This window comes from bacterium (genome assembly GCA_040754625.1).
GTDB lineage: Bacteria > JACRDZ01 > JAQUKH01 > JAQUKH01 > JAQUKH01 > JAQUKH01.
The window spans coordinates 1-26,608 of record JBFMCF010000063.1; the positions used below are offsets into that span (position 1 = coordinate 1).

At 38.6% G+C, this 26,608-nt stretch carries 27 protein-coding genes; 5 read left to right on the top strand and 22 right to left on the bottom strand.

Features of this window, described 5'->3' with window-relative positions; translation table 11 throughout:
* From AB1498_05365 to AB1498_05375, 3 genes are all read left to right on the top strand, one after another.
* Window positions 1-176, top strand: a 176-nt coding sequence (locus AB1498_05365; GenBank protein MEW6087714.1) for an IS110 family transposase, incomplete at its 5' end; no start/stop codon positions are given.
* Between the two features lie 55 nt (window positions 177-231).
* Window positions 232-1,158 carry a prenyltransferase gene (locus AB1498_05370; protein MEW6087715.1) on the top strand — a complete coding sequence of 309 codons (927 nt, stop codon included), beginning with the start codon at window positions 232-234 and terminating at the stop codon, window positions 1,156-1,158.
* On the top strand, window positions 1,155-1,553 hold the full coding sequence (locus AB1498_05375) for a hypothetical protein (protein ID MEW6087716.1): 399 nt from the start codon (window positions 1,155-1,157) through the stop codon (window positions 1,551-1,553). Before AB1498_05370 ends, AB1498_05375 begins: the two co-directional genes overlap by 4 nt.
* A gap of 54 nt (window positions 1,554-1,607) precedes the next feature.
* Here AB1498_05375 and AB1498_05380 read toward each other — a convergent pair whose 3' ends face one another.
* The 12 genes from AB1498_05380 to AB1498_05435 all read right to left on the bottom strand — a co-directional run bounded on the left by AB1498_05380 (window position 1,608) and on the right by AB1498_05435 (window position 13,366).
* A complete protein-coding gene (locus AB1498_05380) occupies window positions 1,608-1,814 on the bottom strand; it encodes a winged helix-turn-helix transcriptional regulator (GenBank protein ID MEW6087717.1) in 207 nt (68 codons plus the stop codon).
* Between the two features lie 51 nt (window positions 1,815-1,865).
* Window positions 1,866-3,644 carry a UvrD-helicase domain-containing protein gene (locus tag AB1498_05385; GenBank protein ID MEW6087718.1) on the bottom strand — a complete coding sequence of 593 codons (1,779 nt, stop codon included), beginning with the start codon at window positions 3,642-3,644 and terminating at the stop codon, window positions 1,866-1,868.
* Window positions 3,620-3,820 carry a hypothetical protein gene (locus tag AB1498_05390; protein ID MEW6087719.1) on the bottom strand — a complete coding sequence of 67 codons (201 nt, stop codon included), beginning with the start codon at window positions 3,818-3,820 and terminating at the stop codon, window positions 3,620-3,622. The genes AB1498_05385 and AB1498_05390 overlap by 25 nt, the downstream gene beginning before the upstream one ends.
* Window positions 3,821-4,954 (bottom strand): TOPRIM nucleotidyl transferase/hydrolase domain-containing protein, encoded by a 1,134-nt coding sequence (locus AB1498_05395; GenBank protein MEW6087720.1) that lies wholly within the window; start codon window positions 4,952-4,954, stop codon window positions 3,821-3,823.
* Window positions 4,938-5,423 (bottom strand): AAA family ATPase, encoded by a 486-nt coding sequence (locus tag AB1498_05400; GenBank protein ID MEW6087721.1) that lies wholly within the window; start codon window positions 5,421-5,423, stop codon window positions 4,938-4,940. The genes AB1498_05395 and AB1498_05400 overlap by 17 nt, the downstream gene beginning before the upstream one ends.
* Before the next feature lie 380 nt (window positions 5,424-5,803).
* Window positions 5,804-6,610 (bottom strand): MvaI/BcnI family restriction endonuclease, encoded by an 807-nt coding sequence (locus tag AB1498_05405; GenBank protein ID MEW6087722.1) that lies wholly within the window; start codon window positions 6,608-6,610, stop codon window positions 5,804-5,806.
* A gap of 1 nt (window position 6,611) precedes the next feature.
* The gene (locus AB1498_05410) at window positions 6,612-7,571 is read right to left on the bottom strand and encodes a DNA methyltransferase (protein MEW6087723.1); all 960 of its coding nucleotides are present in this window, start codon (window positions 7,569-7,571) and stop codon (window positions 6,612-6,614) included.
* 414 nt (window positions 7,572-7,985) lie between these two features.
* Window positions 7,986-9,248, bottom strand: coding sequence for a Ni/Fe hydrogenase subunit alpha (locus AB1498_05415; GenBank protein MEW6087724.1), 1,263 nt, complete (start codon window positions 9,246-9,248; stop codon window positions 7,986-7,988).
* On the bottom strand, window positions 9,249-10,007 hold the full coding sequence (locus AB1498_05420) for an NADH:ubiquinone oxidoreductase (GenBank protein ID MEW6087725.1): 759 nt from the start codon (window positions 10,005-10,007) through the stop codon (window positions 9,249-9,251).
* A 40-nt stretch (window positions 10,008-10,047) separates the two neighbouring features.
* Entirely contained in the window at window positions 10,048-10,959 is a 912-nt protein-coding gene (locus tag AB1498_05425) for an FAD/NAD(P)-binding protein (GenBank protein ID MEW6087726.1), read from the bottom strand.
* Window positions 10,960-10,986: 27 nt separating this feature from the next.
* On the bottom strand, window positions 10,987-12,021 hold the full coding sequence (locus AB1498_05430; protein ID MEW6087727.1) for a 4Fe-4S dicluster domain-containing protein: 1,035 nt from the start codon (window positions 12,019-12,021) through the stop codon (window positions 10,987-10,989).
* Between the two features lie 49 nt (window positions 12,022-12,070).
* Window positions 12,071-13,366 carry a hypothetical protein gene (locus AB1498_05435; protein MEW6087728.1) on the bottom strand — a complete coding sequence of 432 codons (1,296 nt, stop codon included), beginning with the start codon at window positions 13,364-13,366 and terminating at the stop codon, window positions 12,071-12,073.
* Window positions 13,367-13,514: 148 nt separating this feature from the next.
* Here AB1498_05435 and bioF point away from each other — a divergent pair, with 148 nt between their 5' ends.
* The gene (bioF, locus tag AB1498_05440; GenBank protein MEW6087729.1) at window positions 13,515-14,714 is read left to right on the top strand and encodes an 8-amino-7-oxononanoate synthase; all 1,200 of its coding nucleotides are present in this window, start codon (window positions 13,515-13,517) and stop codon (window positions 14,712-14,714) included.
* Between the two features lie 15 nt (window positions 14,715-14,729).
* Window positions 14,730-15,446, top strand: a complete 717-nt coding sequence (locus AB1498_05445; protein MEW6087730.1) for a sigma-70 family RNA polymerase sigma factor — start codon at window positions 14,730-14,732, stop codon at window positions 15,444-15,446.
* A gap of 176 nt (window positions 15,447-15,622) precedes the next feature.
* On the opposite strand, the gene AB1498_05450 is transcribed toward AB1498_05445, so the two are convergent.
* From AB1498_05450 to leuC, 10 genes are all read right to left on the bottom strand, one after another.
* Entirely contained in the window at window positions 15,623-16,690 is a 1,068-nt protein-coding gene (locus AB1498_05450; protein ID MEW6087731.1) for an ABC transporter permease, read from the bottom strand.
* A 25-nt stretch (window positions 16,691-16,715) separates the two neighbouring features.
* Window positions 16,716-17,678 carry an ABC transporter permease gene (locus AB1498_05455; protein MEW6087732.1) on the bottom strand — a complete coding sequence of 321 codons (963 nt, stop codon included), beginning with the start codon at window positions 17,676-17,678 and terminating at the stop codon, window positions 16,716-16,718.
* Between the two features lies 1 nt (window position 17,679).
* A complete protein-coding gene (locus AB1498_05460; GenBank protein MEW6087733.1) occupies window positions 17,680-18,381 on the bottom strand; it encodes an SIMPL domain-containing protein in 702 nt (233 codons plus the stop codon).
* Window positions 18,382-18,454: 73 nt separating this feature from the next.
* A complete protein-coding gene (locus AB1498_05465; GenBank protein ID MEW6087734.1) occupies window positions 18,455-20,158 on the bottom strand; it encodes an ABC transporter substrate-binding protein in 1,704 nt (567 codons plus the stop codon).
* 1 nt (window position 20,159) lies between these two features.
* Window positions 20,160-20,525: a preprotein translocase subunit SecG gene (gene secG / locus AB1498_05470; protein MEW6087735.1), complete on the bottom strand. Its 366-nt coding sequence runs from the start codon at window positions 20,523-20,525 to the stop codon at window positions 20,160-20,162.
* Between the two features lie 27 nt (window positions 20,526-20,552).
* Entirely contained in the window at window positions 20,553-22,502 is a 1,950-nt protein-coding gene (gene tpiA / locus AB1498_05475; protein MEW6087736.1) for a triose-phosphate isomerase, read from the bottom strand.
* Between the two features lie 105 nt (window positions 22,503-22,607).
* A complete protein-coding gene (gap, locus tag AB1498_05480; protein MEW6087737.1) occupies window positions 22,608-23,615 on the bottom strand; it encodes a type I glyceraldehyde-3-phosphate dehydrogenase in 1,008 nt (335 codons plus the stop codon).
* Between the two features lie 49 nt (window positions 23,616-23,664).
* Window positions 23,665-24,702 carry a 2-hydroxyacyl-CoA dehydratase family protein gene (locus AB1498_05485; protein MEW6087738.1) on the bottom strand — a complete coding sequence of 346 codons (1,038 nt, stop codon included), beginning with the start codon at window positions 24,700-24,702 and terminating at the stop codon, window positions 23,665-23,667.
* Between the two features lie 98 nt (window positions 24,703-24,800).
* The gene (gene leuD / locus AB1498_05490) at window positions 24,801-25,283 is read right to left on the bottom strand and encodes a 3-isopropylmalate dehydratase small subunit (GenBank protein MEW6087739.1); all 483 of its coding nucleotides are present in this window, start codon (window positions 25,281-25,283) and stop codon (window positions 24,801-24,803) included.
* A gap of 45 nt (window positions 25,284-25,328) precedes the next feature.
* Complete coding sequence (gene leuC, locus AB1498_05495; protein MEW6087740.1) at window positions 25,329-26,588, bottom strand: 3-isopropylmalate dehydratase large subunit; 1,260 nt, start codon at window positions 26,586-26,588, stop codon at window positions 25,329-25,331.
* Between the last annotated feature and the right edge of the window lie 20 nt (window positions 26,589-26,608).

The following is a 26,608-nucleotide window of genomic DNA, read 5'->3' on the forward strand; positions in this document are numbered from 1 at the left end:
CAATAAAATACAATCAATATTTAAGAGGTTTTTACTTTAGACTAAAAGCTAAAAAAGGCAGCGGTAAGGCGATTATCGCGACAGCGAGAAAGTTTCTTACAATAATTTATCGCACACTTAAAAATAATTGGGTGTTCGATGATTTTAATAAATTCAAATTAGCTGAAGCTATTTAAAAAATAAGTCTTCAGAGTAGAAAATAATTGACTTTTAACATAGGAGGAGAATAAAATGGCTTTTAAAGATTGGTTTTTAGAAACTAGACCGCAATTCCTTATTCTATCCGTTGTCCTTGTATTATATGGAACTGCTGTTGCCTTTTACCACAACAGCTTTAGTTTTCCTGTATTATTTTTGGCCATGGCGGGGTTGCTCTGTATGCATACAAGCTGCAATGTTCTGAATGATTATTATGACTACAAGAGCGGAATTGACCTTCACACAGCGCCTACCCCCTTTTCAGGCGGGAGCGGTTTTTTACCTTCAGGCAAATTAAATCCACCAGGTGTTTTTATATTAGGAATGTCATCGGCATTAACCGGAGTAATGATTGGCATTTATTTTTGTATTACAGTCGGATGGGGACTCCTGCCTATAGTTATAACCGGCGCATTCGCGGTCATTTTTTACAATACCATTTTATCAAAAATAATGTTGGGTGAAATATTCGCGGGATTGGGTCTGGGCCTGCTTCCGATCATTGGCACCTATTTCGTATACACAGGCAGATATGATATACAAGCTGTTTTCGCGGGAATACCCCCATTTTTTTTAGTATTCAACCTTTTGCTTTTGAACGAATTCCCTGACGCGGAAGCAGATAAAAAGGGCAATAGAAAACATCTTGTTATCGTTTTTGGACCAAAAATTGCCGCATGGATTTACACAATATTCAATCTCTCAGTGTATATATGGGTCTTATTTGGTATTTTATCAGGAATAATGCCGGTCTGGACCATCTTATGTCTTTTTACATTACCATTTGCTTTTAAAGCCATTCAGGGGGCTTTAAAATTCCGCGATAACAGGGAAAAATTTATCCCCGCCCAGGGGGCCAATGTCGCAATGGTTTTAGTTACCCAGGTACTGTTGTCTATAGGCTACTTAATTTCACATTGGAGTAATATCAAAATATCCTTCGGTAACTTCCGGATATGAAAACATATATTGTTCTTATTATTTCAGTCTTCTCATTTATATATTTAAATTGCAGACCTGAAGCAAATCAAAAACTTGAGCCGTCTTTTTCATCCATATCCAGGAATATCTTTATAAAGAAATGTTCTCTTTACACCTGCCATTCCAGCGCTTCTTTTGAAAAATCCGGTAATCTTGACCTGTCGGACAAGGAATCATACAATAATTTAATAAACTTCCCGAGCTCGTCTTATCCTGAAATCAAAAGGATTGTCCCGGGCAAGCCCGACGAAAGTTTACTTCTGCAGAGACTGGAAGGAAAAGTCATTATAGGCGTCCCTCTTGAAAGAAACTGTGTTACCAAAAAAGAAATTGAGACAATCAGGGAATGGATAAAAAACGGGGCGAAACCGTAAAGATGGTTACTACATTGGATGCCAAAAAAAATCAATCCGCCTTTTGCAGAAGGTTTAATCCTCTTCGGATACTTCCCAATACCCGCCTTTATCGAGACCGATACGGCACAGTCGGCTTCCCTTTTTTAACGATCGGACAATCTTTTCTATACCGGGAATACTCATATCAAGAGCGGCCGCTATTTCCGTAATAGTTACAGACGGATTCCTGGCAATCATCCTGATGACTTTCCCCTTACTTTTCTGATCACCCTCGCCCAAGCCTTCACCTTCTTCCCATTTCGGCTAAAAAAAAGAACTATAAAGCTGGTCTTAAGACGGTACATATGGAATGGTTTTACCGAAGACGGCCTCTATGCCTTCTTTAAAGCCTGAAATGTCATTTAAATACAAAATTCGTAGATTTTTTATAGCTCGTGAACAAGAAACATAAAGCAGATTCCTTGTGTTGTTAAATTTTAACATTTCCGTTTCATCAGAAATCGGAGGATTATTCAAATTCTTGAAAAAAGACGAAAATTTATCTTTATTCAACCGGCCAAAATCATTCTCCATAACAATAATTACGTTATCAAATTCAGCTCCCTTTGTCCCATGATAAGTATGATACACGACATCTGATTTTCGATCATCGTTTATAAACTCGAACCACAGTGTCCACTGCGCAAGTTTTATACTTAAAAGGGTATCCAGTTTTGTTTTTGCGGTCTCGACTTCATCCATATCGATAATGGATAATATTTCATCTTCAAATAATCTGTCGATTCTTTTCTTAAGCGAATCGATGTCTTTCAGATCGATGCCAAATCCTTTCTGTTCACCAAGAAAATTGTCCAGTCTTTGTTTAAAAGCATTGACTTCGTTCAGATCCGAATAAGAAAAGAATTCACCATTAAGAAATTGTTCCAATTTTTGTTTGAATAAATCGAAATCTGTTTCTTTTAAGAAATCGGCCACTGACAATTCATCTGTAAGGCTTACCTTGAAATCATTCAATCTCCCACTTCCAATGTTGAGAAATAATTCGTCAAGGAGGTAATTCGTAAAGTCATGATACGAGTAACGTTCAAGTTCAAAAAGTTTCTGAATGACTTGTTTATAATAATTATTCCCCGAATTTTTGTACTTATCGAAGATGTCATTAACATATTCTCCCAAAGACGCTCCGCCGATACTTTTCATTAAAACAACAAGTTCTCTCATCTTGGAAAATGTCATTCTCGAATAAATTTTTTTATCAACTACGTGAGCTATAGCGGTATTCGGATTGTTAAGATCGCTGATAAACTTAAGAATCCGATAAAAAAGGTGCGGAATATCTCCAAGTTTCGACAGGTCATTGCTGAGCAATTCGTTATTAAGCCTGTCATAATTTATTTTATAATACGGCGCATCTGAAAAAGCATTGTAAACATCTGGGAAACCGTTAAATTCGGCGACGAACTTATTCAACAAAACTAAACAATGAAGTTTGTTTCCGGAGTCAACGCCAAATTTCTTTCGATATTCTTCAATAAAGATGTTTTTAACCTCTCCTGACCCTGTGTAAAATTCAACAGACCCGCCGGTGCAGTCATCATAGATTGACTTTTGTTTAATATCATCGTTCCTGATTCTGTTGATAACATCAATTACTTCCGAATGCGACCTGCGATTAAACTGCTTATTGATAACCTTCAACCCCGGATGAACCGAAGTCAAATCTCCTCCGACGCCATCTTCGTATATATTCTGTGCAGAATCGCCGAAATACCCGATGAAGATCTTCCTCTTAACAGTTTTCGCATGATCTTCAATAAGCTTCATTATTTCGACGACACTCCTATTCGTATCCTGATACTCATCTATCAGGATATACGGATATGTGTCCAGAATAACTCTTTTAAGCAAATCATAAATTTTAAACATCTTTAGCGCGTACTCAAGTAGTGTATCGTGGCTTATTATCATCTTGTGCAGAACGTCGAAATTATATCGGTCGTCATATTTAACTTCTCCATATTTCCGATGACCGTCACTGATTTTCTCAAGACATTCTTTATAATTTTCAATCCTGTAAATAACACTTATAGTTTTCTTAAAATTTGCCACATTACTAAGCAACCCCGCATAGTTTGTTTTAAACTCTCGGTAAGGGCATAAGTTTTGCCAGCCCCTGCCCCTGCACTAAAAACGATGCTTTCATCTTTATCTATGTAAGAATTAATTAACTCTTGGACAGATTCCTCCTCTTTTTTAGAAGCAGGCGATATTTTAGACAAGCTCATTTATTCACCGCCTCCTTCAACCTGCTTTTTTAGTGCGCCCTTGAGCCACGTCAACCCATCGGCAATGTACTTCGGGGGCTTAGGAATCGACCCCGTATCATCACAGATGACAATTTCGTATAAAAGTTCATTTGAAAAATCACTTTTATTTTTCGAAAGTTTACTCTGAAACTTATATAAAGCGTCTTTAAGCTTATTTTTATCTTCTGGCGTACCGACGATTTCGTTATACGTATCCGGTTTAATGCTGGCCAAAACTTTATTCAAAATATTGTTATCATAGTTTGTCAGGATGAATGATTCTTCAAAACTTGTTGCGAAATAACCTGCCGTTTTTTCATACTGAAAAACGACTTTTATGTTGCCGTCTTCGAAATACCCATTGATTCCTTCTATCTTCTCTTTACTGGGGTTGTATTTGGCGATAGTCTTGTTCGTAGTAATCTTGTCCTTAAGGTCAGAAACCTGACTACAACTGGATTTTTCGGCACCAGTTCTTTTTATATCAAAATCCGTTATGATTAGATTAGGAACTTTAAGAAGCTTTATCAGCGGGTGATAAACAAGTCCATGGGCACCATTGATGTTGAAAATAGAAATATAATATCTGCTTAAACTTTCGTCCCGATCAATGTAATAGGATAAAAGAGTCTCCTCTGTGACGCCTTCAACAAAAATAACAGCATCGGAAAAAAAGAGCTCTGAAACTTTATATTTAATGTGCTTCTTAAGAAATTTCAAATCCTGAACTACCTTTTTCTTCGTCTCGGCATCTTTGCCGGAATCCGCCTCTACCTTTTCCTCCATCACGTTTCTGTCATTTAGATTTACCACGTTTGAAAAATTATCTGCGATCGTAATATAACTAATATTGTCAAAAGAATTACCACTGTGAATTTTGCTATTAAGGATATGGGGAGAATGAGTGGTTATTATGAGCTGGCTATTTATTTCCTTCTTGCTGTCATCCAGCAAAAAAGAAACCGCATCGTTAATATGTTTAATAAACAGCTCCTGCATCTGCGAATGCATAAAAGCCTCGGGCTCTTCTATGCAAATAAGATTGATCTTGCTGTGGCAGTCTTGCTTCGGATATTTTTCGATATATTCAATCAACTCACCGATGATAGTCATTAAATTTGAATAGCCAAGCCCGAACTGCCCCTTTTTCTTTCACTTCATACTTCAACAGCACCCGAAAAACCCTCTCTTTTTCAGAAGCTTGAACATTTTCAATATTCATAAAAGGCGCAACGTTTGTTACTAAATCACAGTCGCTGTCAAAATTAATGCTGACAGCCACCTCGAATTCTATCGTAGGTATTTTTTCAAACCTACCGCTCTTGTATTCATCAAGCAGACTATTTAAATAGATAAAATTAAAATCGTTAGCATGAAACGCGCCCCCTTTACCCAGAAATTTATTCAATGCTTTAGTAATAGTTGTTTTTCCTGAATTATTTTTGCCAACAATGAGCGTGGTCGAAGGCGCAATGTTAATGGGGGATTTTGAGTAAATATCCTTGGATCCCACAAATTCGACAGTGTTGTTTTCACTCCCAAATTTTCGAAAATTGGTTATCTTTAGACTTTTGAGATGCATTTCTTTTTCCTTTTAAATAAGCAATCCCATCGTGAAATCGTATTTCATATATTTATCAAATAGTTCATCTACACTATCATTTTTTTAAACTTCCTTGACATTCTGTTAATATTTCATTTCTTCGAACGTACTTTCTCCCTGGCGAAAGGATAGCTTTCGAGCATTTATCAAGAAACCGTCACTGACCGCCAGCTCGGAAATCAGGGATCTTTTCACCCTGATCAATCTGCGTATTCTATATGAATACAGATGCAAATATTCTGCTATTTCTTCTATGGTGAATGCCTTTGACTAGTTTTTTCATTAAAGGCTTTGCCTGTTATATTTTAAACGCTTAAAATAACTGAGCTTCTATGCGGTGTCGGTTTGATTGATATGTTTTATAATTTTTTTTTAACTAAATTGTATAAGTTTTTCCAAGCGCTTTGTCGAATTCTAAATTTTGTTCCATGATTATGTCCGGTTCTCGCATCAAAATCAACGTATACCAATCCTTCTTGAAAACATCTAAGAAAACCGTTAAAATCAAATCCCGACATAACATATAAATCTTTAAATCTAAAATATTCATGACGATTTTCTATTTTTCTTTCCGCTATTATATAAAAACAATTTTTAATTTTTGCTCCTATTTCATATTTTAAATCATCCAACCCCCAATAAGGTTCTGGATTTAGCGGGCCTAATCCTACTTTTTTTTCGACTCCATTAAGCCACTTTAAAATCATAGGATTGTTCTTATCGGCATATGCAGAATTAAATACAAATTTCAATTTATTTTCTTGCTTATCAATAACTATACTAAAACCTCTATTGGTATATCCGGTAGCATAAGTTGTTGAACGAAAACTCATTTCGGTATCTGGATATTTTTTTCCGGCTTGTTCATGTCTCCAACCATAATTCGGCAATAAAATTTGCGGAACTATTTTTGATGCTCTAGGAGATGGTTCTATATGCTTCAAAGTCATTAAAGATGAGCTGTCCGCTCTTTGTCCTTTTAACTCCCATTCCATTGCGTTAGGTATTGGTAAATTATTTTCTTCTATCCCGAGCAAAACTTCAAGAGTATTTCCAACTGCTCCGTCATTCCTGATGTCTATTGTTTTCTTAACGCTTTTGTGCCAACCTTGATTTGATAGTTTTCTAATAGCATTTATAAGCTCATCTTTTGTAAATAATTTCATCTTATGCTGGCCTCCAGAAATCCAATAAATATTCAAATGTTACACCCATAGTTATATAGTTGCTCGGCCACCCAAAAATACCTATTGCGTTTACCACATTTGTTCTGTCCCAAATAATAATGTTTCTAAGTTCATAACCACGTTTTCGTAATTCCTCTACAATATTGATATGTATGGTAATTCTCTTGTTCTCCCACCACATATCAGGAACATTAATTACACAATGGGCTTTAGGACGTAAAAGGGGCAGTAACTTTTCATATATATCGCCCATTGTTCTTGTATATTCTTCTATTTCCATAATACCTAAATCGCGTGAGTCTTGTGAATATTGTTCAACTTTACCTAATTGTCCATTATCGCGGTCTCTGCGGGATTTATTTTTCCTTTCTCTGTTTAATAAATTTGCATAGGGTGGCGACGTCCATATTAAAGAAACTGTCTCTTTATTCAGATAATCAGATATATCCATAGCGTCAGCCTGGATCGCAATTTGTTTTGTATTTGTAAATAATAAATTTTGGCTTAACCTTTGCTGGCAAAGTTCAATATATTTTTTTTGTAAATCAAATCCCACGGCATTTCTATTCAAATCGTTTGCAGCAACCAAAGTTGTTCCACTGCCGACAAAAGGGTCTAATACTAGTTCTCCTTCATGTGTAAACAAAGATATAATTTTTTTTGAGAGTGAAATAGGAAATGTTGCGGGATGAACTGTTTTATCTCGAATATCGCGTTTTTCATAAAAAAATTGCCAAACGCCAATTTGGCTTTTAAGCCATTCTTTTGGTGTCATGCAGTTTAAATTGCTATTTTTGCAATTACAAGATTTTTTAAAATCGATATTTAATTTTTTTAAAAATGATGAAACAGAGGATGTTGGAGCGGAATAAACAGCGAGATTTTCTTTCACACAATTATGTAATGGTTCTTTTTTATTAAATTTCTTTCTTTTGTTCATTTTAATGACTCCTCCGGCATAGCCGACATCATTATGATTTATTTTACTTTAAACTAGATTTTTTAACAAGCATTTTTATTTTTTAGATTTTTTTCAGGATAATTATATTCTACCACAATACTTTATTTTATCAAATTAAAAATCCTATGCGAAATGCGAAAACAAAAAACCTCCACCAGCCATAATAACCAGCGAAGATTTTTTCCAAAAACACGCTTTGCCATAAAATACCTCTACAAAGCCTCAATAGATTTGGATTAGTAGATAGCCTTACACAGACTCATTCAGGCTGAGCGAAAAGCCCGAAGCCAAGGCCACAGGAATAAAATGCCCGGAGGCATAGCTCTATGCTATGTCGAGGATATTTTATTCCGAGAACGCGGGATTCGGGATTTGCAGCCAGACTGACATGGATTAATGCACTGAACACGATATACACGGGTCATACGACCGCACAAGCATCTGGCACAACAATTCAATCTCCTTATCCGGATAACCCTTCTTTGAGTAATCTTTGACCAGTTTATTTAAATCTTCCCGTATATTCGCGTGATTCTGCCCGGTAGGAATTATAAAATCGCTATGGACAATCCTCCCTTTCTCGTTATATTCGTTGCAATGATACAAAATCCCGCGAGGAGCTTCAACAGCGCCAACCCCTTTCCCTTTTTTGGGTTTTACTTCGACTTTTTCAGGACTTAAATCAAAATCCAGCGCTTTATCAAGAAGTTCGATTGTTTCATAAACAACATGAAAGCATTCCGCTAATTGCGCGATATTGTTCATAAAAGGATTATAGCAAACCGGCCTGAGTTTAAAATTATCACAAATTTTCCTGGCCTTCGGGTGTAGCAGATTGAAATTATTATTAATCCTCGCAAGCGCCCCTACGGCAAAAGAACCGCGGCTTAATTTTGCAAGCTTGGAAGTTGACCAATCGGCCATGAACTCATTTGTCATACTTTTATAATCATTCTCATTTTTTAAGACGCCGTCTGAAGACACTAATTCCCCGCCAATCCAAGGGTAATTTTTTATGCCTTTTAAAGAGACAAATTCCGTTTCTCTTTCAAAAACAGGTATTTTAAAACTCATAAATATTTTTGATGTCTCAATCAAGTCGGATACAGAATTGTCCAGACTTTTTCTTAGAATCAGAATGTTTTCTTTTGAAGGAAACCTGGTAAATCCGCCGACAATCATAGTCATTGGATGAGTATTCCGCCCGCCGACAACATCACACATGTCATTAGCCAGTTTTTTTAACCTTAAAGCTATTTCTGCCGCATTTCTGTTTTTTGCGATTATTGGGAATATACTGCCTGCTTTTAAAAAATCAGGCAGGGCCAGGAAATAAAGATGAAGTATATGGCTTTGAATTGTTTCTGCGTTCATTAGAATGCGTCTGAATATTTCGGTTTTTTCGCTCACGGCAACACCAAACGCGCGTTCGGTAGCCCGGATACTCGTGGTAACATGGGCAATCGAGCAAATACCGCAGATCCGCGAAACAATAAGCGAAACCTCATCAAAATGTTTATCAACCATCATCGCCTCAAAAAACCTGGGTGTTTCCACAACCTGCCATTCAGCCTTTTCAATCCTGCCGTTTTTTACTTTTATGTCAATGGTGCCATGCCCTTCAACCCTGGTAAGATAGTCTTTTTCACTGTGCATTTATTTCTCCCATTTAAAAGCGCTGAAAAGCTCAAATTTGTCCCTGATTTGCCTTTCAGTAAATCCATTTTTCTTCATTATTTTTTTCATAAATTCTATATTCGGCTCGGCCGCCGGGCCCCGGCATCCTATACAACTATTGCCGTTTGACGGGCACCTCGCCCCGCATCCCGCCCTAGTAAGAGGCCCCATGCAGATTTTTCCAAGTTCATAAAGACAAATATTCTGTTTTTCTTTGCATCTGAAACAAACGGGGTGTTTTAAATATCTAAACTCCCTGCCAAGCGCGATGCTTTGGACTATTGCTTCTACTTCCGGTTTATTAACAGGACATCCATAAATATAAAAATCAACTTTTACAACCTCATCAATTGCCAAAACCTTATCATTAGTTTCTACAGGATAGTTGCCATAAACCTCTTTTTTTACCCATTCAATATCATTAAATTTATTTTTTAATTTATTTATGCCGCCAAAACACGCGCAGGTGCCAAATGCGACAAGAATTTTCGTTTTTTCCCTTATATTCTTTACCCTGTTTATTTCATCATCACGGGTAATGCTTCCTTCAATGAATGCTATTTCATAATCATCTTTACCCCCCGTCAATATTTCACGGAAATTAATTACCTCCATTAAAGATATAAAATCCAAAAGATTGCTCTCGTTATTGGCAATTTGAAGCTGGCATCCTTCACAACTGGAAAAATCAAAAAATGCCGCTTTTGGTTTAACTAAATCGACGCCTAAATATTGCATATTTTTCACCGTTTAAACGGTTCAAACCGTTTGAACCGTTTTATATCGCCTCTTTCAAATTCATGACTGTCCAATAATCAAAAACAGGTCCGGACAAACAGGTATACGTCGAGCCTACATTACAGCGGCAGCATTTTCCCATTCCGCAATGCATTCTCCTTTCCAGTGAAACAAACATCTTTTCCATAGGTATGCCAATATCATTAAGTTTATTACAAACAAATTTAAACATTACCGGAGGGCCGCAGACAATGGCATGAGTATTGGACGCATCAATTGTTATTTCCTCAAACAGGTCGGTAATAAGCCCAACCTTTCCTTCCCACTTTTTATCGGGATTCTGCACAATTGTAAAAAGTTTTATGCCGTCAATCTTTTTCCATGTCTCATATTGATATGTAAAAAGCATCTGGCCGGGAACATTTGTTCCATACATGATAGAAATATCTTTAAACATGTTGCGGTTTTCTTCAACATAGTAAATCGCTGACCGCAAGGGAGCAAGCCCCAGACCGCCGGCAATAAGAAGCACATTTTCGTTTACAAACTTTTCCATGGGGAAACACGTCCCGAAAGGGCCTTTAATGCCGACATGCGAACCTCTCTGCATTTTGTGCAGGAAATTGGTAACACGCCCGCTTTTGCGTATACAAAGCTCAACCACACCGCGGCGTGAGGGAGATGAGGATATTGAAATGGGAATTTCCCCGAAGCCGGGGACCTCGAGCATCAGAAACTGCCCGGGTTTAAAAGAAAACCGTTCCCTTTCATCATGGTTGATAATTTGGACCTGAAATAGCTTCTCCAATGGTGTAAGCTCAATCACGCCGGTTATTTCGGATTTGAAAGTTTTCTCAAAATTTCCAAGATCTGTTTTACGGTTCAGCCGCCCCCCGGGCTTTATTTTTTTACTCTCGCTTAATACATCCTGGTACTTCAATGAATATTCCACAATCCCCCCTTACAACTTAAAATTATTTCATTCTCTAATCGACGATATGACCTCCGGCACTGTTATCCCCGCAAGACATGCCTGGCCGCACCTGCCGCATCCGACACATAATGATTCTTCATAAGCTTCAACAAATCCGCGGTGTTTATGGTAATACCTGTATTTCAGACGTATATGCTTTTCAGGCCTGAAATTAAAGCCTCCTGCAACCTCGGCAAAATCAACCAGGGTACAGGCATGCAAAATTTTCAGCTTCCCGGCGTTCTGGAATTTTAAGTCGATTTTCTCCTCGATTCCATAACAATAACAGGTCGGACAAACCCTTGCGCAGCTTCCACAGCCAAGACATCTATCACCCCACTCTTTCCAGACATCTGATTGAAACTCCATATCAAGGATTTTAGTTAAATCAGTTACATCCACTTTTGCGGAAAATTTTTCTGTTTTTAATTTTCTTATTCTTTTATATTCATCATCATCCGCTTTAGTAGTGTCTTTTGTTTTAACTTTTTTTAAAAAATCGAAAGCTATATTGCTGAATATTTCCATAAAGTAGCTGTCCCCGATTTCTATCAGGAACAAATCGCAGCCGTGCTGGACCGTATGGGTCCCAACCGAACGGCAAAAACAAAAAGGTTTCGGTTCACAATCCATGCCGATAATAAAAGTATTTTTTCTCCTGATGGCATAATAAGGCGAAGGGTAATCTCCGAGCAATAAAACCTTATCCAGCTTATTTAAAGAATTAATATCGCAGGGATGCAGACCCAGGAGGACACGCGGGACTTTAGTTTCATAACCAATATTTTGCTCCCAGGTATTATTCTCTATTTTAAAACTCGAAATCACTTCGCGGTAGGGAAGAAAAAAACGCCTTGGGGGATATTTTATAATATCATAGTTGAAGTCAATATCGCCGATATTTTTAATTTCCCTGAGGTCATAGATAGGCTTCTTATTCTTGTCCTTTGCTATTTTTTGAGGGGCAAAAAAATTATTATTTTCAATAAGAATTTCCAGAAATTTATTAAAATCTTTTTTGCTTATTGTTTTAAAAATCACTGGTATTTTATCGGTCTTTATTAAACATTCTTTAGATTATTAATCAAATTCAATGAATTGAATTTAAAACCGGTTTTTCCAACCCGAATTTTAATATTTTATTGTTCAAAGGGTCCGAAACATATATATTCATTTTGCTGTCCACTGCAAGCCAGCTCACAGCCTTAATTCCTCCCTTATAATCTCCGGGATTTCCAAAACTCGCCAATAAATTACCTTCCCAGTCATAAATATACACATTTTTCCCGTCAGAGCCGTAAAAATTGCCCTTCCGGTCAGAAACTATTAAGTGGCACGAAAAAAGCGGAATTCCCTCCTGCGGTAATGGTATGGGATAATTATTAATTAAATATTTATCAGAGGTATAAACCCTGATTTCGTATTTCATTTTAAAATCTTCTTCAATCGACTTTTTAATTCTTTGTTTTTCATCATTTAAACGGGCATACTCTTCCCTATCCTCTGTCTCTTTTGATTTAAGTTCTCTTTCTCGATTTAATAAAAGCAATCTTTTCCTGTAATTTAAATCATCAATGTCTTTTGCGATGAATGCCAATCTATCCTGGACCCTGAGCATCCGGTTTAAGGTATCATCCGCTTTTTGCCTTATATTTACCCTTGTGGCGGCGGATGTCTCAAATTCAAGCGCCTTCCATAAATTAGAGTTTTCAATTCTAAGGCTCTCAAGCGCATATGTCGAATCCCTTGCCTCAAGTTTGTAATCATACAATCTTCTGTCAATGGCGTCAACATCTCCCATATCTGTGATTTCTCCGGGAACAACAACATAGTTATATCTTTGACTGACTTTTCTTAATTCATCGGCCACCCCTGCCGGATATGTCAGTTCTCTCTGTTTTTCTTCGATTTTTCTTAATTCTTCATTATATTCGTCGGTCTTAAATTCTTTTCTAAGCGAAATAAAATAATAATTGCTTTTATCATCTATATGGACCAGACGCGAATCCTCATCTATCGGGAAACTTGATAATAATTCTTTTTGTGGAGACATTTTTTTTATTTTATTTTCCTGCAAAATGTAAATATTGCCAAAACTGTCCGCCTTTAGCGGGATCTGAATACGCTCAGCCATTTTATTGACCAATTCAGCTTTACTGTTATAGAGGAAAGTCCCTTCGGAATCCACGATGTACAAATTATCTTCCCAATCGATAAAAATCTCCCCTTTTTTATTTTCGACATTTGTAAGAAAATGATAAATGGGCGCATTGCTTGCATAAAATCTATAACCTATGTTTTCCTGAAGTTCTTCACGGCCTTGCCCTGAAACAACTCTGGTTACGCAAAATGCAATTAAAATTAAGATAAAAATATTTCTATTCATTTTTATTCCTCCTTAAAACCTTCTTTTAATAATATAGCTTTATCAAAAATTTTGCAACAATTAAATTTTTTCCCAAAAATTTACTTTTCCTATTTATATTTACCGGTTTTTGTATAAAATAGATTCCTCTTGTGATATAATTTGTCTTATGCCTGCTTCCCCTTTATACAGTTTTATCGAAAATTCTATCAAAAATATCGATGTAGATAACCTCAGAATACTCCGGAAAATCAACTCGGCACAGGAAAAATATTTATTAATCAATGGCCGAAGGATGCTTAATTTGTCCTCGAACAATTATCTCGGATTGGCCAATGACAAGAGGATTATAAAAGCGGCCGTTGAAGCATTGCAAAAATACGGAACGAGTTCCTCAGCCTCAAGACTGATCTCAGGGAACATAAAAATACACGAGGATCTCGAAAACGCCCTTGCGGAATATTTCCAATCTGAAACATGTCTTTTATACGCAAGCGGTTACCAGGCAAATCTTGGTGTAATCCCTTCATTAATGGACAAAAATGATGAAATTATCTGCGACCGGCTGTGTCATGCGAGTATTATTGACGGGGTCTTGCTTTCCGGGGCAAGATTCAGGCGTTTTCCGCATCTTGATTATAACATATTAGAAAATACATTAAAAAATACCGCGCGCAGGTCAAAAAAATTAATTATTACTGAAAGCATATTCAGCATGAATGGCGATATTGCCGATATTCCGTTGTTATTAAATCTCGCCGACAGGTACGGATGTCTGCTGTATATTGATGAAGCTCACAGCCTTGGGATACTTGGAAAAAAGGGGAAAGGTGTTTTAGAATATTTTAATATTAATCCCGATAATAAATATATAATCAGGTTAGGCACGCTTGGCAAAGCGTTTGCAAGTTTCGGCGCCTTTTTACTTGGAAACAAAAACCTGCGTGAATTTTTAATAAATAAATCCCGCAGTTTCATTTATTCTACGGCCCTGCCCCCCGCGGCATCCGCTGTAAGCCTTGCTTCATTAAAAATAATTGATTCTGAACCCGAAAGAAGAAAAAAACTTTGGGATTCGTCTTCCTATTTTATTAAAAATTTAAAAAAATCGTTATTCGACACGCTGCGGACCCAAAGCCCGATAATACCTGTTCTCTTAAGAGACAACAAATTAACTATGGAATTCAGCCAACGCCTCATGGAGGAAAGTATATTTATCCCGGGAATAAGGCCGCCTACTGTCCCACAGGGACAAAGCCGGCTGAGAATTTCATTAACCTCGGATATTTCAAAAAAGGATATAGATTTTGTTATCGGCAAATTAAATTTTTTAAAAAAGAATTTAAGAGCTTCTGCCGATAAAAACTGATAAAATACTCATAATATGAAAGAATTATATCACCAGGCAAATCAGGGAAATAAAAAAGCAATTGAAGAAGTCCTGAAGGAAATAGAGCCGGTACTGAATCAAATAGCCGCGCATTACTTTTCTCCCGGCATGGACAAACAAGACATCAAACAAATACTGCTTACTGGCGCATGGCAGGCCATGATCAGGTTTAATCCCAAAAAGGTGTCAGATAAAGGCAATGTGGAAAAAATATTCCTCATGTGGACAATTAAACTGGCTGAACAATATCTATGGAGAGATTTTCGCTCACGCGACCCTGACAGGCGCGGGCATATGGCCACCAAGGAATTATCGGAATGTATTTCCCTGGGTGAAAAAATAGACAGCTCCCGTGACACGTCCATGAATATCGACGAAATAATTCCCGACAGCAAGATAAAAATGCCTTTAGATTTAATCTCTGAAAAACAAGAAGCGGAAATCATAAATTCTCTTATTGACCGTTTAAGCAAAGATGAAAAAATCGTAATTGAACTGCACTATGTCAAAGGATTAAGTTTTTCTCACATTGGCAGGAAACTTTCTAAAAGCAAACAGTGGATTTTTATTATACATCAAAAGGCAATTAATCATTTAATAAGATGGTGGAATTGGCAGAAAAAGTATAGTTTTAAATTAACCAATGATAATGAATTGCTGTCATCAAGAAGGAAAGCACTGGAACACCTGCTTAAAAAAGAAGAGCAATAGAAGCGGTTTCATAAGTCCCTTCTATTGCAGTTGGCTGTAGGACTTATGCACTGCGTTATCGGCACAAAATGTCCTCGATGTCCGCTGCGGCGGACGCCTCCGGGCATTTTGCGCCTGCTGCCTTGTTCATAAGTCCTTCGCTCAACTTCATGACGAACCGACTTATGAAACCGCTTCTAGTATTTTAATTTTGGGTCAAATATATCCCTTAAACCATCCCCTAAAAAATTAAACGCCATAATCGCGATAAAAATAAACATGCCGGGGATAAGAACCCATGGAAAATTTGTCAAAACATTAACACTTTTTGCCACAGAAAGCATATTCCCCCAGCTTGCCTGTGGTTCCATAATCCCTAATGACAAAAGGCTTAAGGCTGATTCTCCAAGTATATAACCCGGAATGCTTAACGTGGCGGATATAATGGCGTAAGACATAGTATTGGGCAGGATATGGCGGTATATAATCCTCCATGGACTTGCTCCAATGGACCTGGCACCCAAAACATACTCTTCTTCACGCAATGAAAGGACCATTCCGCGGACAACACGTGCCATACCGGCCCACTCAATAAAGCTCATGGCAATTATTATTAAAATATAAATAATAACTGAAGATAAAGCCGGCGGAAAGGTGGCCCTGAGCGCCAGAAGAAGATAAAAATGCGGGAAAGACATTATTATCTCGCAAAAACGCATAATGAAATTATCAACCCATCCTCCAAAATATCCTGAAATCCCTCCAACAATCATACCGATAATAAATGATATAAAAACACCAATCAGCCCTATTGAAAGCGATATCCTGCTTCCATATAAAATCCTCGTAAATATGTCCCGGCCCAGGTAATCGCTGCCGAAAATAAAAATTTTAGCCGGTCCATCAACACCAAAAAGATGAATGTTGGCTTTAAATATTCCCAGAAATAAATGTTCTTCCCCTTTAACAAAGAAATGCATAAAATACTTTTCCCGATCGTTTATTATATAACTTTTCTGGAATGTTTCACTATTTATCTCTCCTGACGTCCCATAAATAAACGGCCTGATATAAAATTTCCCGCCTTTATCAAAAAAATGAATTTTTGTGGGCGGATGATAGCTTTTATCCCTGTTCTGAATATAATAACTGTAAGGTGAAATAAAATCCGCGAAAACAGCGCAGAAATAAAGGATAAAAAGTATTCCCGCGCCAAAAACCGCTAATTTATGTTTTTTGAATTTTTTTAAAAACATATATGTCATATACGACTTATAAGACCTGTAAAAACTACTGTCTTATCCTCGGGTCAACAATCAGAAGCAAAATATCGGCAATTAAATTTCCCACAAGCAAAAGAACCGCGCTCATCAAAAGACTTCCCATAACAAGGTATAAATCCTGGCTGAACACCGCATCAAGCATTAAACGCCCCAGACCCGGCCATGAGGTTACTGTCTCTATTAATGCCGCGCCGCTCAAAAGCCCCGAGATTTCATATCCGAAAATTGTGACTAATGGATTAATCGCGTTTCTCAACGCGTGTTTATAAATTACAAGGTATTCCGGAAGCCCCTTCGCGCGCGCTGTAATAATATACTGGCTTCTCAAAACCTCAAGCATATTCGCTCTCATCAAACGCATGAGCCCGGCCAATCCACCGATAACGAGCACACTAATCGGAATAATTATATGTTTCAGATAATCCGCTATCCTGCCCGGTATACTCAAGGTTTCATGGTCGATGCTAACTACCCCTCCGATCGGCAGCCAGCCTGTTTTTGCCGCCGCAAATATTAATAGAAAAGCAATAAAAAAGTTCGGTATTGACATCCCTAAAAATGCAATTATTGAAAAAAGCTTATCCGGTATTTTTTCTTTTTTAACAGCTGAAACTACTCCCATCGGAATTGCCAATAACCAGATAAAAACTATACTTAAAAAAGATAACGAAAATGTGTTCCATGCTCTTTCCTTAATCAGGTCAAAAACAGGAACATGATAAGTAAAAGAATATCCAAAATCGAGTTTTAAAATATTCTTCAGCCAATTAAAATATTGGACAATCCACGGCCTGTCCAGTCCAAACTCCTGCCGCATCTTTTCCAAAGTAATTTTGGAAATCTGGGGATTTAATTTTAACTGGTCAAAATAGTCGCCGGGGGCCATCTGTATTATCAGGAAGGAAAAAAAAGTGATCCCCAGGAGAAGAGGAACCATATGGATTATTCTTTTACGAATATATGAAAACATATCATTTAATAATCTTATACCGCACTAAGATATTCATGGACATCTTTTTAAGTGGCATTTCTTTAATGTCTTCGTATTCTTCCAGGGGCTCGGAAAAATATTTGCCTTTTGTATTTTTTTCCAGATATGTATGAATTTCATTTTCACTGCCCGGGATTTCATCAAGCGACAGTAATTCCAGTTTAACTTCAAAAGATTCTTCATACCATTCTTTCTGCCGTTTTGCTTTTTTTGCCGCCATGTCTATCAATTCTTTTTTTGCCGGTTCTTTATTTTCAATATCATATTCAATATTTTCTATTGAAATATCCGGATCAATTTTCCGTATTAACTCAAATATATTGTTAATAAATTTTAAATCTTTAATTTTTAAATCAACATATCCCCTAACAACATAATCCTTGCTGAAAAAACCGCTCGACACATATGAATTTAAATTGTAAACCTTTATGTCTTTTTCATCTATCCCGACCTTTTTAAGTTCGTCCTTCGTCTTGTTTAATGCTTTATTGCAATCCGATGATGCGGAGGCGAAAGTGCCCGATTTTTTATCGATTTTCATCTTAATAATAAGGACATCCGATTCAACTTCCTTTTCAGAGGTGATCATAAATTGCACACTTGGATTTTCCGGCAATTCAGCTTTAACAGTATGAATAGAACACAGAAAAATAAATAAAGGAATTAATAAAACTTTTTTCATTTTCTCCTCCTCTGTTTAATAAGGATCTCTGCCCTGTGTTTGGACTATTCGTTATCCGCCTTAGGCGGATTCCTCATTTATTTATATATATTTCCCAGATGTTATGCAATGCATGCCCGTAAGCGGTAGGATGGATATTCCCGAATTTGTTTCTGACTGCGTAAATGGCGGCGGGATTAACTGTATAAATTAAAGGAAGCTGTTCGGCGGCTACCTCCTGCCAGCGGAAATAAATTCCTTTGCGCTTTTCTTCGTTTAACTCGCTCGCTCCGCGGGTAAATAAATCATCAATTTCTTTTTCCCATGATGTCGCGGGTTTTTCCTGGCGGGGATACCACATATGCAATTGGCCGGAGGACATCCATACATTCATTCCCCCGTGAGGTTCAACTCCGCCTGTCAGCCCTATGATTATCGCGTCCCAGTCAAAGGGCGGGTTGTCAAGTTTATTAACCAAAGTATTAAACTGGATTGGCGCGAAATGCGCATTAATACCCGCTTTCCGCAGGTCATCCGCGATAATATTACCCATTTGTTCACGCTCTTTATTTTCGCTGTTTGTGAGTATCGTAAATTCCACCATATTTCCGTTTTTATCCTCGATAAATCCGTCATTGTTTTTATCTCTGAATCCAGCGTGTGACAAAATTTCTTTGGCTTTGGCAATATCATAATCATATTTTTTAACATTATCATTAAAGAAAAACACAGCGGCCTTTTCCATTGCCGAGTGCTGGGGAAACGCAAGCCCGGACATAACATTATTAATAATTGAATTTTTGTCTATCAAATGAGCCACAGCACGGCGAAATTCAACATTTGTGAACCAATCAATCTTAGGGCGCTTGACCGTGCCAAGGTTCTGGTTAAACACTAAAAAATTAGTCCCAAATGTCGGCCCGCAGTTAAAAAGCGTAAAATTTTCTTCTTTTTCTTTTGCTTTCAGCAAGGCAAAATCCTGGCCCCGCGGCGATAAAATATCTATCTCTCCTGACTGGAATTTTAAAAGCTCAGCATCCTGATCCGGGACAATCAAAATTACAAGCTGTTCCAGATAGGGCAGTTGTTTCCCATCTTTATTTTTTCTCCAATAATACGGGTTTTTCTCCAAAACAATTTTCTGGCTGGGAATATATTCTTTAAGATAAAACGGGCCCGTTCCTACAATTTCCGAAGGATTTGCATTTACTCCCCATGTTGAAGTAAACTTTTTTTCCAGGACTGCTTTTTCAAGGACATGTTTCGGCATTATTTCCTGCCCAAGCTGGCGCAGAAACGGCGCGAATGGTTTTGGCAATATGAATTTTACAGTAAAATCATCGATCTTTTCGGCCTTTATTTCCTTACCGTCGATTGTAAAAATATCCCGGCTTGAAGAAGGAATATCGTCATTATAAATCAGTTTTTCAAATGTAAAAACCACGTCATCGGCTGTAAACGGCTTGCCGTCAAACCATTGGACATCTTTGCGAAGCTTAAATATCCATTCTAAACCGCCGGGCGAAATATGCCAGCTTTCGGCAAGACACGGTCTTACTTCTGTAGTTACTCCGTCTGTTTCAGTAAGGCCTTCAAAACACCATCCGATTGCCTGTGTAGTAGATGTCTCTTTTGCCATAATCGGATTAAAAGATTTCGGGTCGCTTATCGAACTGATAATAATTTTGCCGCCAGACTGCTTTTCAAACCCGGTTTTTGTTTCATTATCTTTTTTCGAGCATGAAAACATTAATGCGGCTGCAAACAAAACGATAACGAATTTTACTGTATTTTTCATCTTATTTATTAATTAATGGTGTTACTGATTCCGGCAGGGCCGGCAAAACAGCAGAATCCATCAACGGCTGAGGGTGGCTGGAACGCATTTTTCCCGCTTCTTCCTGGGCGGCCTTTTCCATCAGAGAAGCTTTTGAAACTTTCTGCCCGGTTGTCGAAAGATAAAGAGAACTTGCCATAAAAATCGCTGCACAACCCACTGTTACCTTCCCGATAAAACTCGCGGCCCCGCGGCTCCCCAGTAACGGATTTTGCCCGCCCCCCCCGAAAACAGAACTGATATCAGTCCCCTTGCCCTGTTGAAGTAAAACAATAAAAATCATTCCGATACAAACTATTACATGGATAATAAGAACTAAGGTATACACTCAAATCCTCCTTTTAATGCTCACTGGTTATAAATTATTTGCTGTTTTCAATATATCAGTAAAAGTATCAATTTTTATGCTCGCGCCTCCAACGAGCGCACCGTCTATATTTTCCTGTTTGAGAATATCCTCCACATTTTCAGGAGTCACGCTGCCCCCGTATTGGATACGGACATTTGAAGAAATCTCTTCATCATAAATCACAGAAAGCCTGTTCCTTATAAATTTATGCATTTCTTCCGCCTGTTCAGGGGTCGCATTTTTGCCGGTGCCAATCGCCCATACCGGCTCATACGCAATTGTTACTTTTTTAATTTCATCCCTGTTTATTCCTGCTAAACCGTTAATCAATTGTTTTTCAACAACTTTCTGGTGCAAATTTTTATCCCTTTCATCCTGTGTTTCCCCCACGCAAAAAATCGGATATAACCCGTGTTTCAAGGCGGATATTACTTTTTTATTCAACAACTCATCTGTTTCGCAAAAATATTTCCGCCTCTCCGAATGCCCTATAATTACATAGTTACAGCCTAAATCCTTAAGCATTAAAGGCGATATCTCTCCCGTAAAGGCCCCCTTTTCCTCAAAATACATATTTTGGGACCCAAATTTAATATTTGAATCCTTAAGCAGGTCCTGCATTAAAAAAAGATGAGTGTAAGGCGGTATAAAAGCTATATCGATGTTCTTAAATCCGTTTGTTTTTTCCTTGATCCCGTTTATAAGTATTCTCGCGTCCTTCTGCAGTGTGTTCATTTTCCAATTTCCCGCGATAAACAATTTTCTTCCTTCAATATCGCTGAGTGCCTCTATTCCCGGGAGTGATTTTCCTTCAAGAAATTCCAGTGACGCGCCGCCTCCGGTGGAAATATGTGTAATTTTATCTTCCACATTGCTGTCATGTATCGCCGCCGCTGAATCGCCGCCCCCGATAATTGTTGTCGCTTTTGATTCAGCTAAAAGTTTCGCGACCGCGATTGTCCCGTTTTTAAACTGGGGTATCTCGTAAACCCCGACCGGACCGTTCCAGAGAATTGTATTCGCGTTTTCAATTTCTTTTCTAAAAATCTCAATGGTTTTGGGCCCTATATCCATTCCGCGCCAGCCGTCAGGTATTGATTTTTCGTCCTGCACCCTGCTGTGCGCTGTTTTTGAAAATTCATCGGCAATGATATGGTCTACAGGAAGGATTATTCTGCTGTGGTTCTTTTTTACAGTTTCAAGAATTTCATTAGCTAAATCCAGTTTATCTTTTTCCACCAGAGAATCGCCAACCAGAATTCCCTGTGATTTTAAAAAGGTATAGGCCATTCCCCCGCCGATCAAAAACGCGTCAACTTTATGCAGAAGATGTTTAAAAATCTCTATTTTATCTGAAACCTTGCCGCCTCCAAGAATAACCAAAAACGGCCTTTTTGGATTTTGCACGGCCTGCCCCAGGTATTTAATTTCTTTTTCCATTAACAGCCCCGCGGCAGATTTGGAAACAAACTTAGTCACACCAACAACCGATGCGTGAGCCCGGTGAGAAACACTGAACGCGTCATTCACATAATAATCACAAAGTTTCGCAAGTTTCTGGGCAAATTCGGGGTCATTGTCTTCTTCTTCACTGTAAAACCGGACATTCTCAAGCAGGATGACATCCCCGTCTTTCATGCCGGCAACCGACATTTCAACCGATGTCCCGATACAGTCGTTTAACTTTTTTATTTTTCTGCCTAACGCGGCCTCAAGTTTTTCCGCGACCTTGTTCATCCGGAGGCCCTCAATTACTTCTCCTTTGGCCCTGCCCAGGTGAGAAATCAATACCGCCCGGCCCCCGCGGTCAATAATATTTTTTATGGTAGGGATAGAACTTGTTATCCTGATGGTGTCTATAATTTCGCCTTTTTTATCAAGAGGCACATTGAAATCCGTACGGATAAGGACCTTCTTCCCTTTTACATCCAAGTCTTTTACTGAAAGCTTTTGCAATCTGACCTCCCGGTATTTTGAAACACCATTTTATACTTAAGACACTTTTACTTATTGCTATTGACAACTTTTTAATTAACAATTGAAAATTGTCAATTTTATTACTTAATTCCCTTTTTTATTAATATAATCAACCAAATCTACCAGCCTGCACGAATATCCCCATTCATTATCATACCACGCAATTACCTTTATCATTGTCTTTTCAACCACCATTGTTACCAGGCTGTCAACTATTGAAGAATGAGGATTGTCAAGAAAATCGATTGAAACCAACGGGAGTTCACAATAATCCAGGATACCTTTCAATTCATTCTGCGAAGCCTTTTTTAAAACCGCGTTAACTTCTTCTTTTGTCGTCCCTTTTTCCACCTCGGCAACAAAATCCAGCATTGAAACATTAGGTGTCGGTACCCTTACCGACAGACCGTCCAGCTTGCCTTTTAGCTGCGGCAGAACAAGTCCAATTGCGGTAGCCGCTCCTGTAGTGGTGGGTATCATCGATACCGCCGCGGCCCTTGCTCTTCTCATATCCTTATGCGGCAAATCGAGAATCCTCTGGTCATTTGTATATGCATGCGTGGTAAGCATAAACCCGTGTTTAATTTTAAAATTCTCATCTATTACCTTGGCGACGGGGGCCAGGCAGTTAGTTGTGCATGACGCGTTTGAAATAATGTGATGTTTGGACGCGTCATAAGTTTTTTCATTAACTCCCAGGACAAGCGTCACATCCGGGTTTTTCGCGGGCGCGCTGATAATTACCTTTTTTGCGCCGTTTGTTAAATGTGTTTGTGCCTTCTCTTTGTCAGTAAAAAGGCCCGTCGATTCAATAACAATATCCGCTCCTAAATCCTTCCAAGGCAATTTTGTTATGTCTTTTTCCGAAATTACTTTAATTTTACGGCCGGAAACCACAAGATTATTGTCCTGGGCCTTGACATCTTTATCAAAAATTCTATGAATGGAATCATATTTCAAAAGATGCGCCAATACCGAGGCGTCCGTTAAATCATTTATCGCAACAATCTCAAATTCTTTTTTGTCCGAAGCCACCCTTAAAAAATTCCTGCCGATCCTGCCAAAACCGTTAATCGCTATTTTTATAGACATTTAACCTCCTGTTATAATGATTTTGTTAATACATCACAAAAGATTATATTCATTTTTCAAAAATAGTCAACCCTTTTTTGCCTTCCTGCCTTCTTTCATAAAGCATCTCGGCAAAACTCTCTAATCTCAATTTTGTCCTCGCGTCAAGGTTTCCCGGCCTGTCACCTTCTATGCTTAAAAAAGGAATGTCAATCTCATGCCTGAAAACCATGTCCTCGATCTGGCGGAAACAAAAACTCTGGGTATAATGAATAACACCGTCAACTCTCCGCCTTTTCAATTCTTTTTTAATGTCTTTCAAACGGAAATAAGCGCCGTAAGGATATGAAAAAGAACCGTATTGTTCAACAATATTTTTCTTTAAGTACGGCATGCTAAACTGGCGTTGTATTTCATTATAAACCACATGCACGCCCAGCCCTTCAAAATAAAGGTAAAAGTCTGAAAATATCGGCGGGACGCCTATATAGGCGATTCTCGGAAAATTTTGATTTATTTTTGGAGATTTTTTCGCTATATCCAGGAATCTTATAAGTTTCTCTTCAAACTGTTCAAAACTCCCGTTAAAATCACTGCTTGCCACAAGATACAAGTGGTTAACAAACCCGCTTACCCTGTTTTCTCTCCACGTGAGATTGTCCAATTCAACAAGAAGTTTTCTTATCTCATCCAACCGTTTTTTTATCTTGTTGACCTTGTCCCATGTCGTCCCGAAATAATCAATTAATTTTTTAATTTCATTTTTTAGATGTTTTTTATCGAGGTGGTCATACGGGTATGAAAACGGGATTATATCAAGACCCTCAAGCTTCCATGTTTCCATCAGGGCATGCGTATTGCTGCAATCTCCCTGTATAACACCTATGATTCTCTTCATTTTAAGCTTTAAAGCAGTTGAATAAATGCCTTTTATCCAACTGCAGGTATTGCGGGGAAAACCCGCTTCCTCGGCAAATTCAACAAGTTTATCTTTATTGAGGTGATTAATAAAAATATTATTTAAATCAAGTGGGACAAGGCCTGCGGCAAAGATTACCTCGACAGGAATAGATGTGGTAAAACCTACGCGTTTGTCAGCTTCTTTCAATTTTGATCCTTATAATTAAATGAGCGAACCTGCCTGCGGCAGGCTGGCACATGGGTTTGCCCCTGTCAATTGGGCAAGGCAAGCCTTGCCCCTACAATTTATTTTTTAATCCACTGCATCAGCCCGCCGGCTGAAATCAACTCCTGCATAAATGGAGGGAAGGGAGCCGTCTGAAACATTTTACCGGTTGTCAGATTTTTTATCCTGCCGAGATTAAAATCAATTTCAATTATATCGCCTTCTTTAATATCAGAAGCCGCGTCATTTGATTCCAAAATCGGGAGCCCGATATTTATCGCGTTACGGTAAAATATTCTCGCGAAAGAAGGCGCGATAACCGCCGCGATTCCTGAAAATTTTATTGCGATCGGCGCGTGTTCGCGGGACGAACCGCACCCGAAATTTTTGCCCGCGACAATAATATCGCCGGGTTTTATTTTCTTAACAAAATCAATATCAATATCTTCCATACAATATTTCGCCAGCTCTTTCGGGTCTGATGTGTTCAATCTCCTCGCCGGTATAATTTCATCCGTATTGACATCGTCCCTGAATTTCCAAACTTTACCTTGTATAACCATAAATTTCCCCTTCCGTTCTTCAGCCTTCAGCCTGAAACCTTCAGCCTATTTAACTATTTCCCCCGGGTCCGTTATTTTCCCTTTTATCGCGCTCGCGGCCGCCACCGCGGGGCCTGATAAATAAACCTCGCTTTTTGGGTGCCCCATCCGGCCTATAAAATTCCTGTTGGTTGTCGCCAAAGCCCTCTCCCCTGCCGCAAGAATTCCCATATGCCCGCCGAGGCACGGCCCGCAGGTCGGCGTCGATACTGCCGCGCCCGAATCTATAAATATCTCAAGCAGCCCCTCCTTCATAGCCTGCCTGTAAACCCTCTGCGTAGCAGGAATAACAATCAGCCTTATATAAGGATGAACTTTCCTGTTTTTTAAAATACCCGCCGCTATCCGAAGGTCGGATATGCGCCCATTCGTGCAAGAACCGATTACCACCTGGTCGATAGCGACATTTTTATATTCCCGCGCCTCTTTTACATTACTCGGCAGATGCGGCGCCGCCACCTTCGGTTTCAATTTGCTTACATCATACTCATACACGCTTACATATTCAGCATCTTTATCGCTTTTAAATATTGGATATTTTCCCCTTGTTTTATCTTTCAGGTATTCGATTGTTTTTTTATCAACATGGAATATACCATTTTTCCCCCCGGCTTCAATCGCCATATTTGCCATAGTTAAACGGCCTTCAATCGACAAATTATCTATCGCGTCCCCTGTAAACTCCATTGAGTTATAAAGCGCCCCGTCCACACCTATGTCCCCGATAGTATGCAGAATCAAATCCTTTCCGCCAATCCATTTCGGAAGCTTCCCGCGGTAAACAAACTTCATTGAGGCGGGAACTTTAAACCAGCATTTCCCCGTTACCATCGCCGCAGCAAGGTCGGTACTTCCCACACCGGTGGCAAAAGCGCCAAGCGCGCCGTAAGTGCAGGTATGAGAATCCGCCCCTATAATGACCATCCCCGGTTTTATCAATCCTTCTTCCGGTAAAAGGGCGTGTTCCACACCCATTTTGCCAACCTCAAAGAAATTAGTGATTTTCTGTCCTCGTGAAAAATCGCGAAGGATTTTACACTGTTCCGCCGAAGCGATATCTTTGTTCGGAGCGAAATGGTCCGGTACCAAAACCACTTTATTCCGGTCAAACACTTTTTTCGTCCCGGACTTTTTAAATTCGTTTATAGCGAGAGGAGCAGTAATATCATTTCCTAAAGCTAAATCGACTTTTGCCAGGATCAATTCACCCGGCACAACTTCTTTTTTCCCGCAATGCTTCGCCAGAATTTTTTCAGTAATAGTCATGATTACACCCCTGATTCTTA

Bases quoted from the DNA above. Each gene is read 5' to 3' on its own strand.
- AB1498_05405 (MEW6087722.1), bottom strand. From the start codon at position 6,610: ATGAAATTATTTACAAAAGATGAGCTTATAAATGCTATTAGAAAACTA.
- AB1498_05390 (MEW6087719.1), bottom strand. From the start codon at position 3,820: ATGAGCTTGTCTAAAATATCGCCTGCTTCTAAAAAAGAGGAGGAATCT.
- AB1498_05435 (MEW6087728.1), bottom strand. From the start codon at position 13,366: ATGAATAGAAATATTTTTATCTTAATTTTAATTGCATTTTGCGTAACC.
- leuC (MEW6087740.1), bottom strand. From the start codon at position 26,588: ATGACTATTACTGAAAAAATTCTGGCGAAGCATTGCGGGAAAAAAGAA.
- AB1498_05410 (MEW6087723.1), bottom strand. From the start codon at position 7,571: ATGAACAAAAGAAAGAAATTTAATAAAAAAGAACCATTACATAATTGT.
- AB1498_05370 (MEW6087715.1), top strand. From the start codon at position 232: ATGGCTTTTAAAGATTGGTTTTTAGAAACTAGACCGCAATTCCTTATT.
- AB1498_05420 (MEW6087725.1), bottom strand. From the start codon at position 10,007: ATGCAATATTTAGGCGTCGATTTAGTTAAACCAAAAGCGGCATTTTTT.
- AB1498_05465 (MEW6087734.1), bottom strand. From the start codon at position 20,158: ATGAAAAATACAGTAAAATTCGTTATCGTTTTGTTTGCAGCCGCATTA.
- leuD (MEW6087739.1), bottom strand. From the start codon at position 25,283: ATGGTTATACAAGGTAAAGTTTGGAAATTCAGGGACGATGTCAATACG.
- bioF (MEW6087729.1), top strand. From the start codon at position 13,515: ATGCCTGCTTCCCCTTTATACAGTTTTATCGAAAATTCTATCAAAAAT.
- AB1498_05395 (MEW6087720.1), bottom strand. From the start codon at position 4,954: ATGACTATCATCGGTGAGTTGATTGAATATATCGAAAAATATCCGAAG.
- AB1498_05415 (MEW6087724.1), bottom strand. From the start codon at position 9,248: ATGCACAGTGAAAAAGACTATCTTACCAGGGTTGAAGGGCATGGCACC.
- AB1498_05455 (MEW6087732.1), bottom strand. From the start codon at position 17,678: ATGTTTTCATATATTCGTAAAAGAATAATCCATATGGTTCCTCTTCTC.
- AB1498_05460 (MEW6087733.1), bottom strand. From the start codon at position 18,381: ATGAAAAAAGTTTTATTAATTCCTTTATTTATTTTTCTGTGTTCTATT.
- gap (MEW6087737.1), bottom strand. From the start codon at position 23,615: ATGTCTATAAAAATAGCGATTAACGGTTTTGGCAGGATCGGCAGGAAT.
- AB1498_05450 (MEW6087731.1), bottom strand. From the start codon at position 16,690: ATGACATATATGTTTTTAAAAAAATTCAAAAAACATAAATTAGCGGTT.
- AB1498_05400 (MEW6087721.1), bottom strand. From the start codon at position 5,423: ATGCATCTCAAAAGTCTAAAGATAACCAATTTTCGAAAATTTGGGAGT.
- AB1498_05375 (MEW6087716.1), top strand. From the start codon at position 1,155: ATGAAAACATATATTGTTCTTATTATTTCAGTCTTCTCATTTATATAT.
- AB1498_05445 (MEW6087730.1), top strand. From the start codon at position 14,730: ATGAAAGAATTATATCACCAGGCAAATCAGGGAAATAAAAAAGCAATT.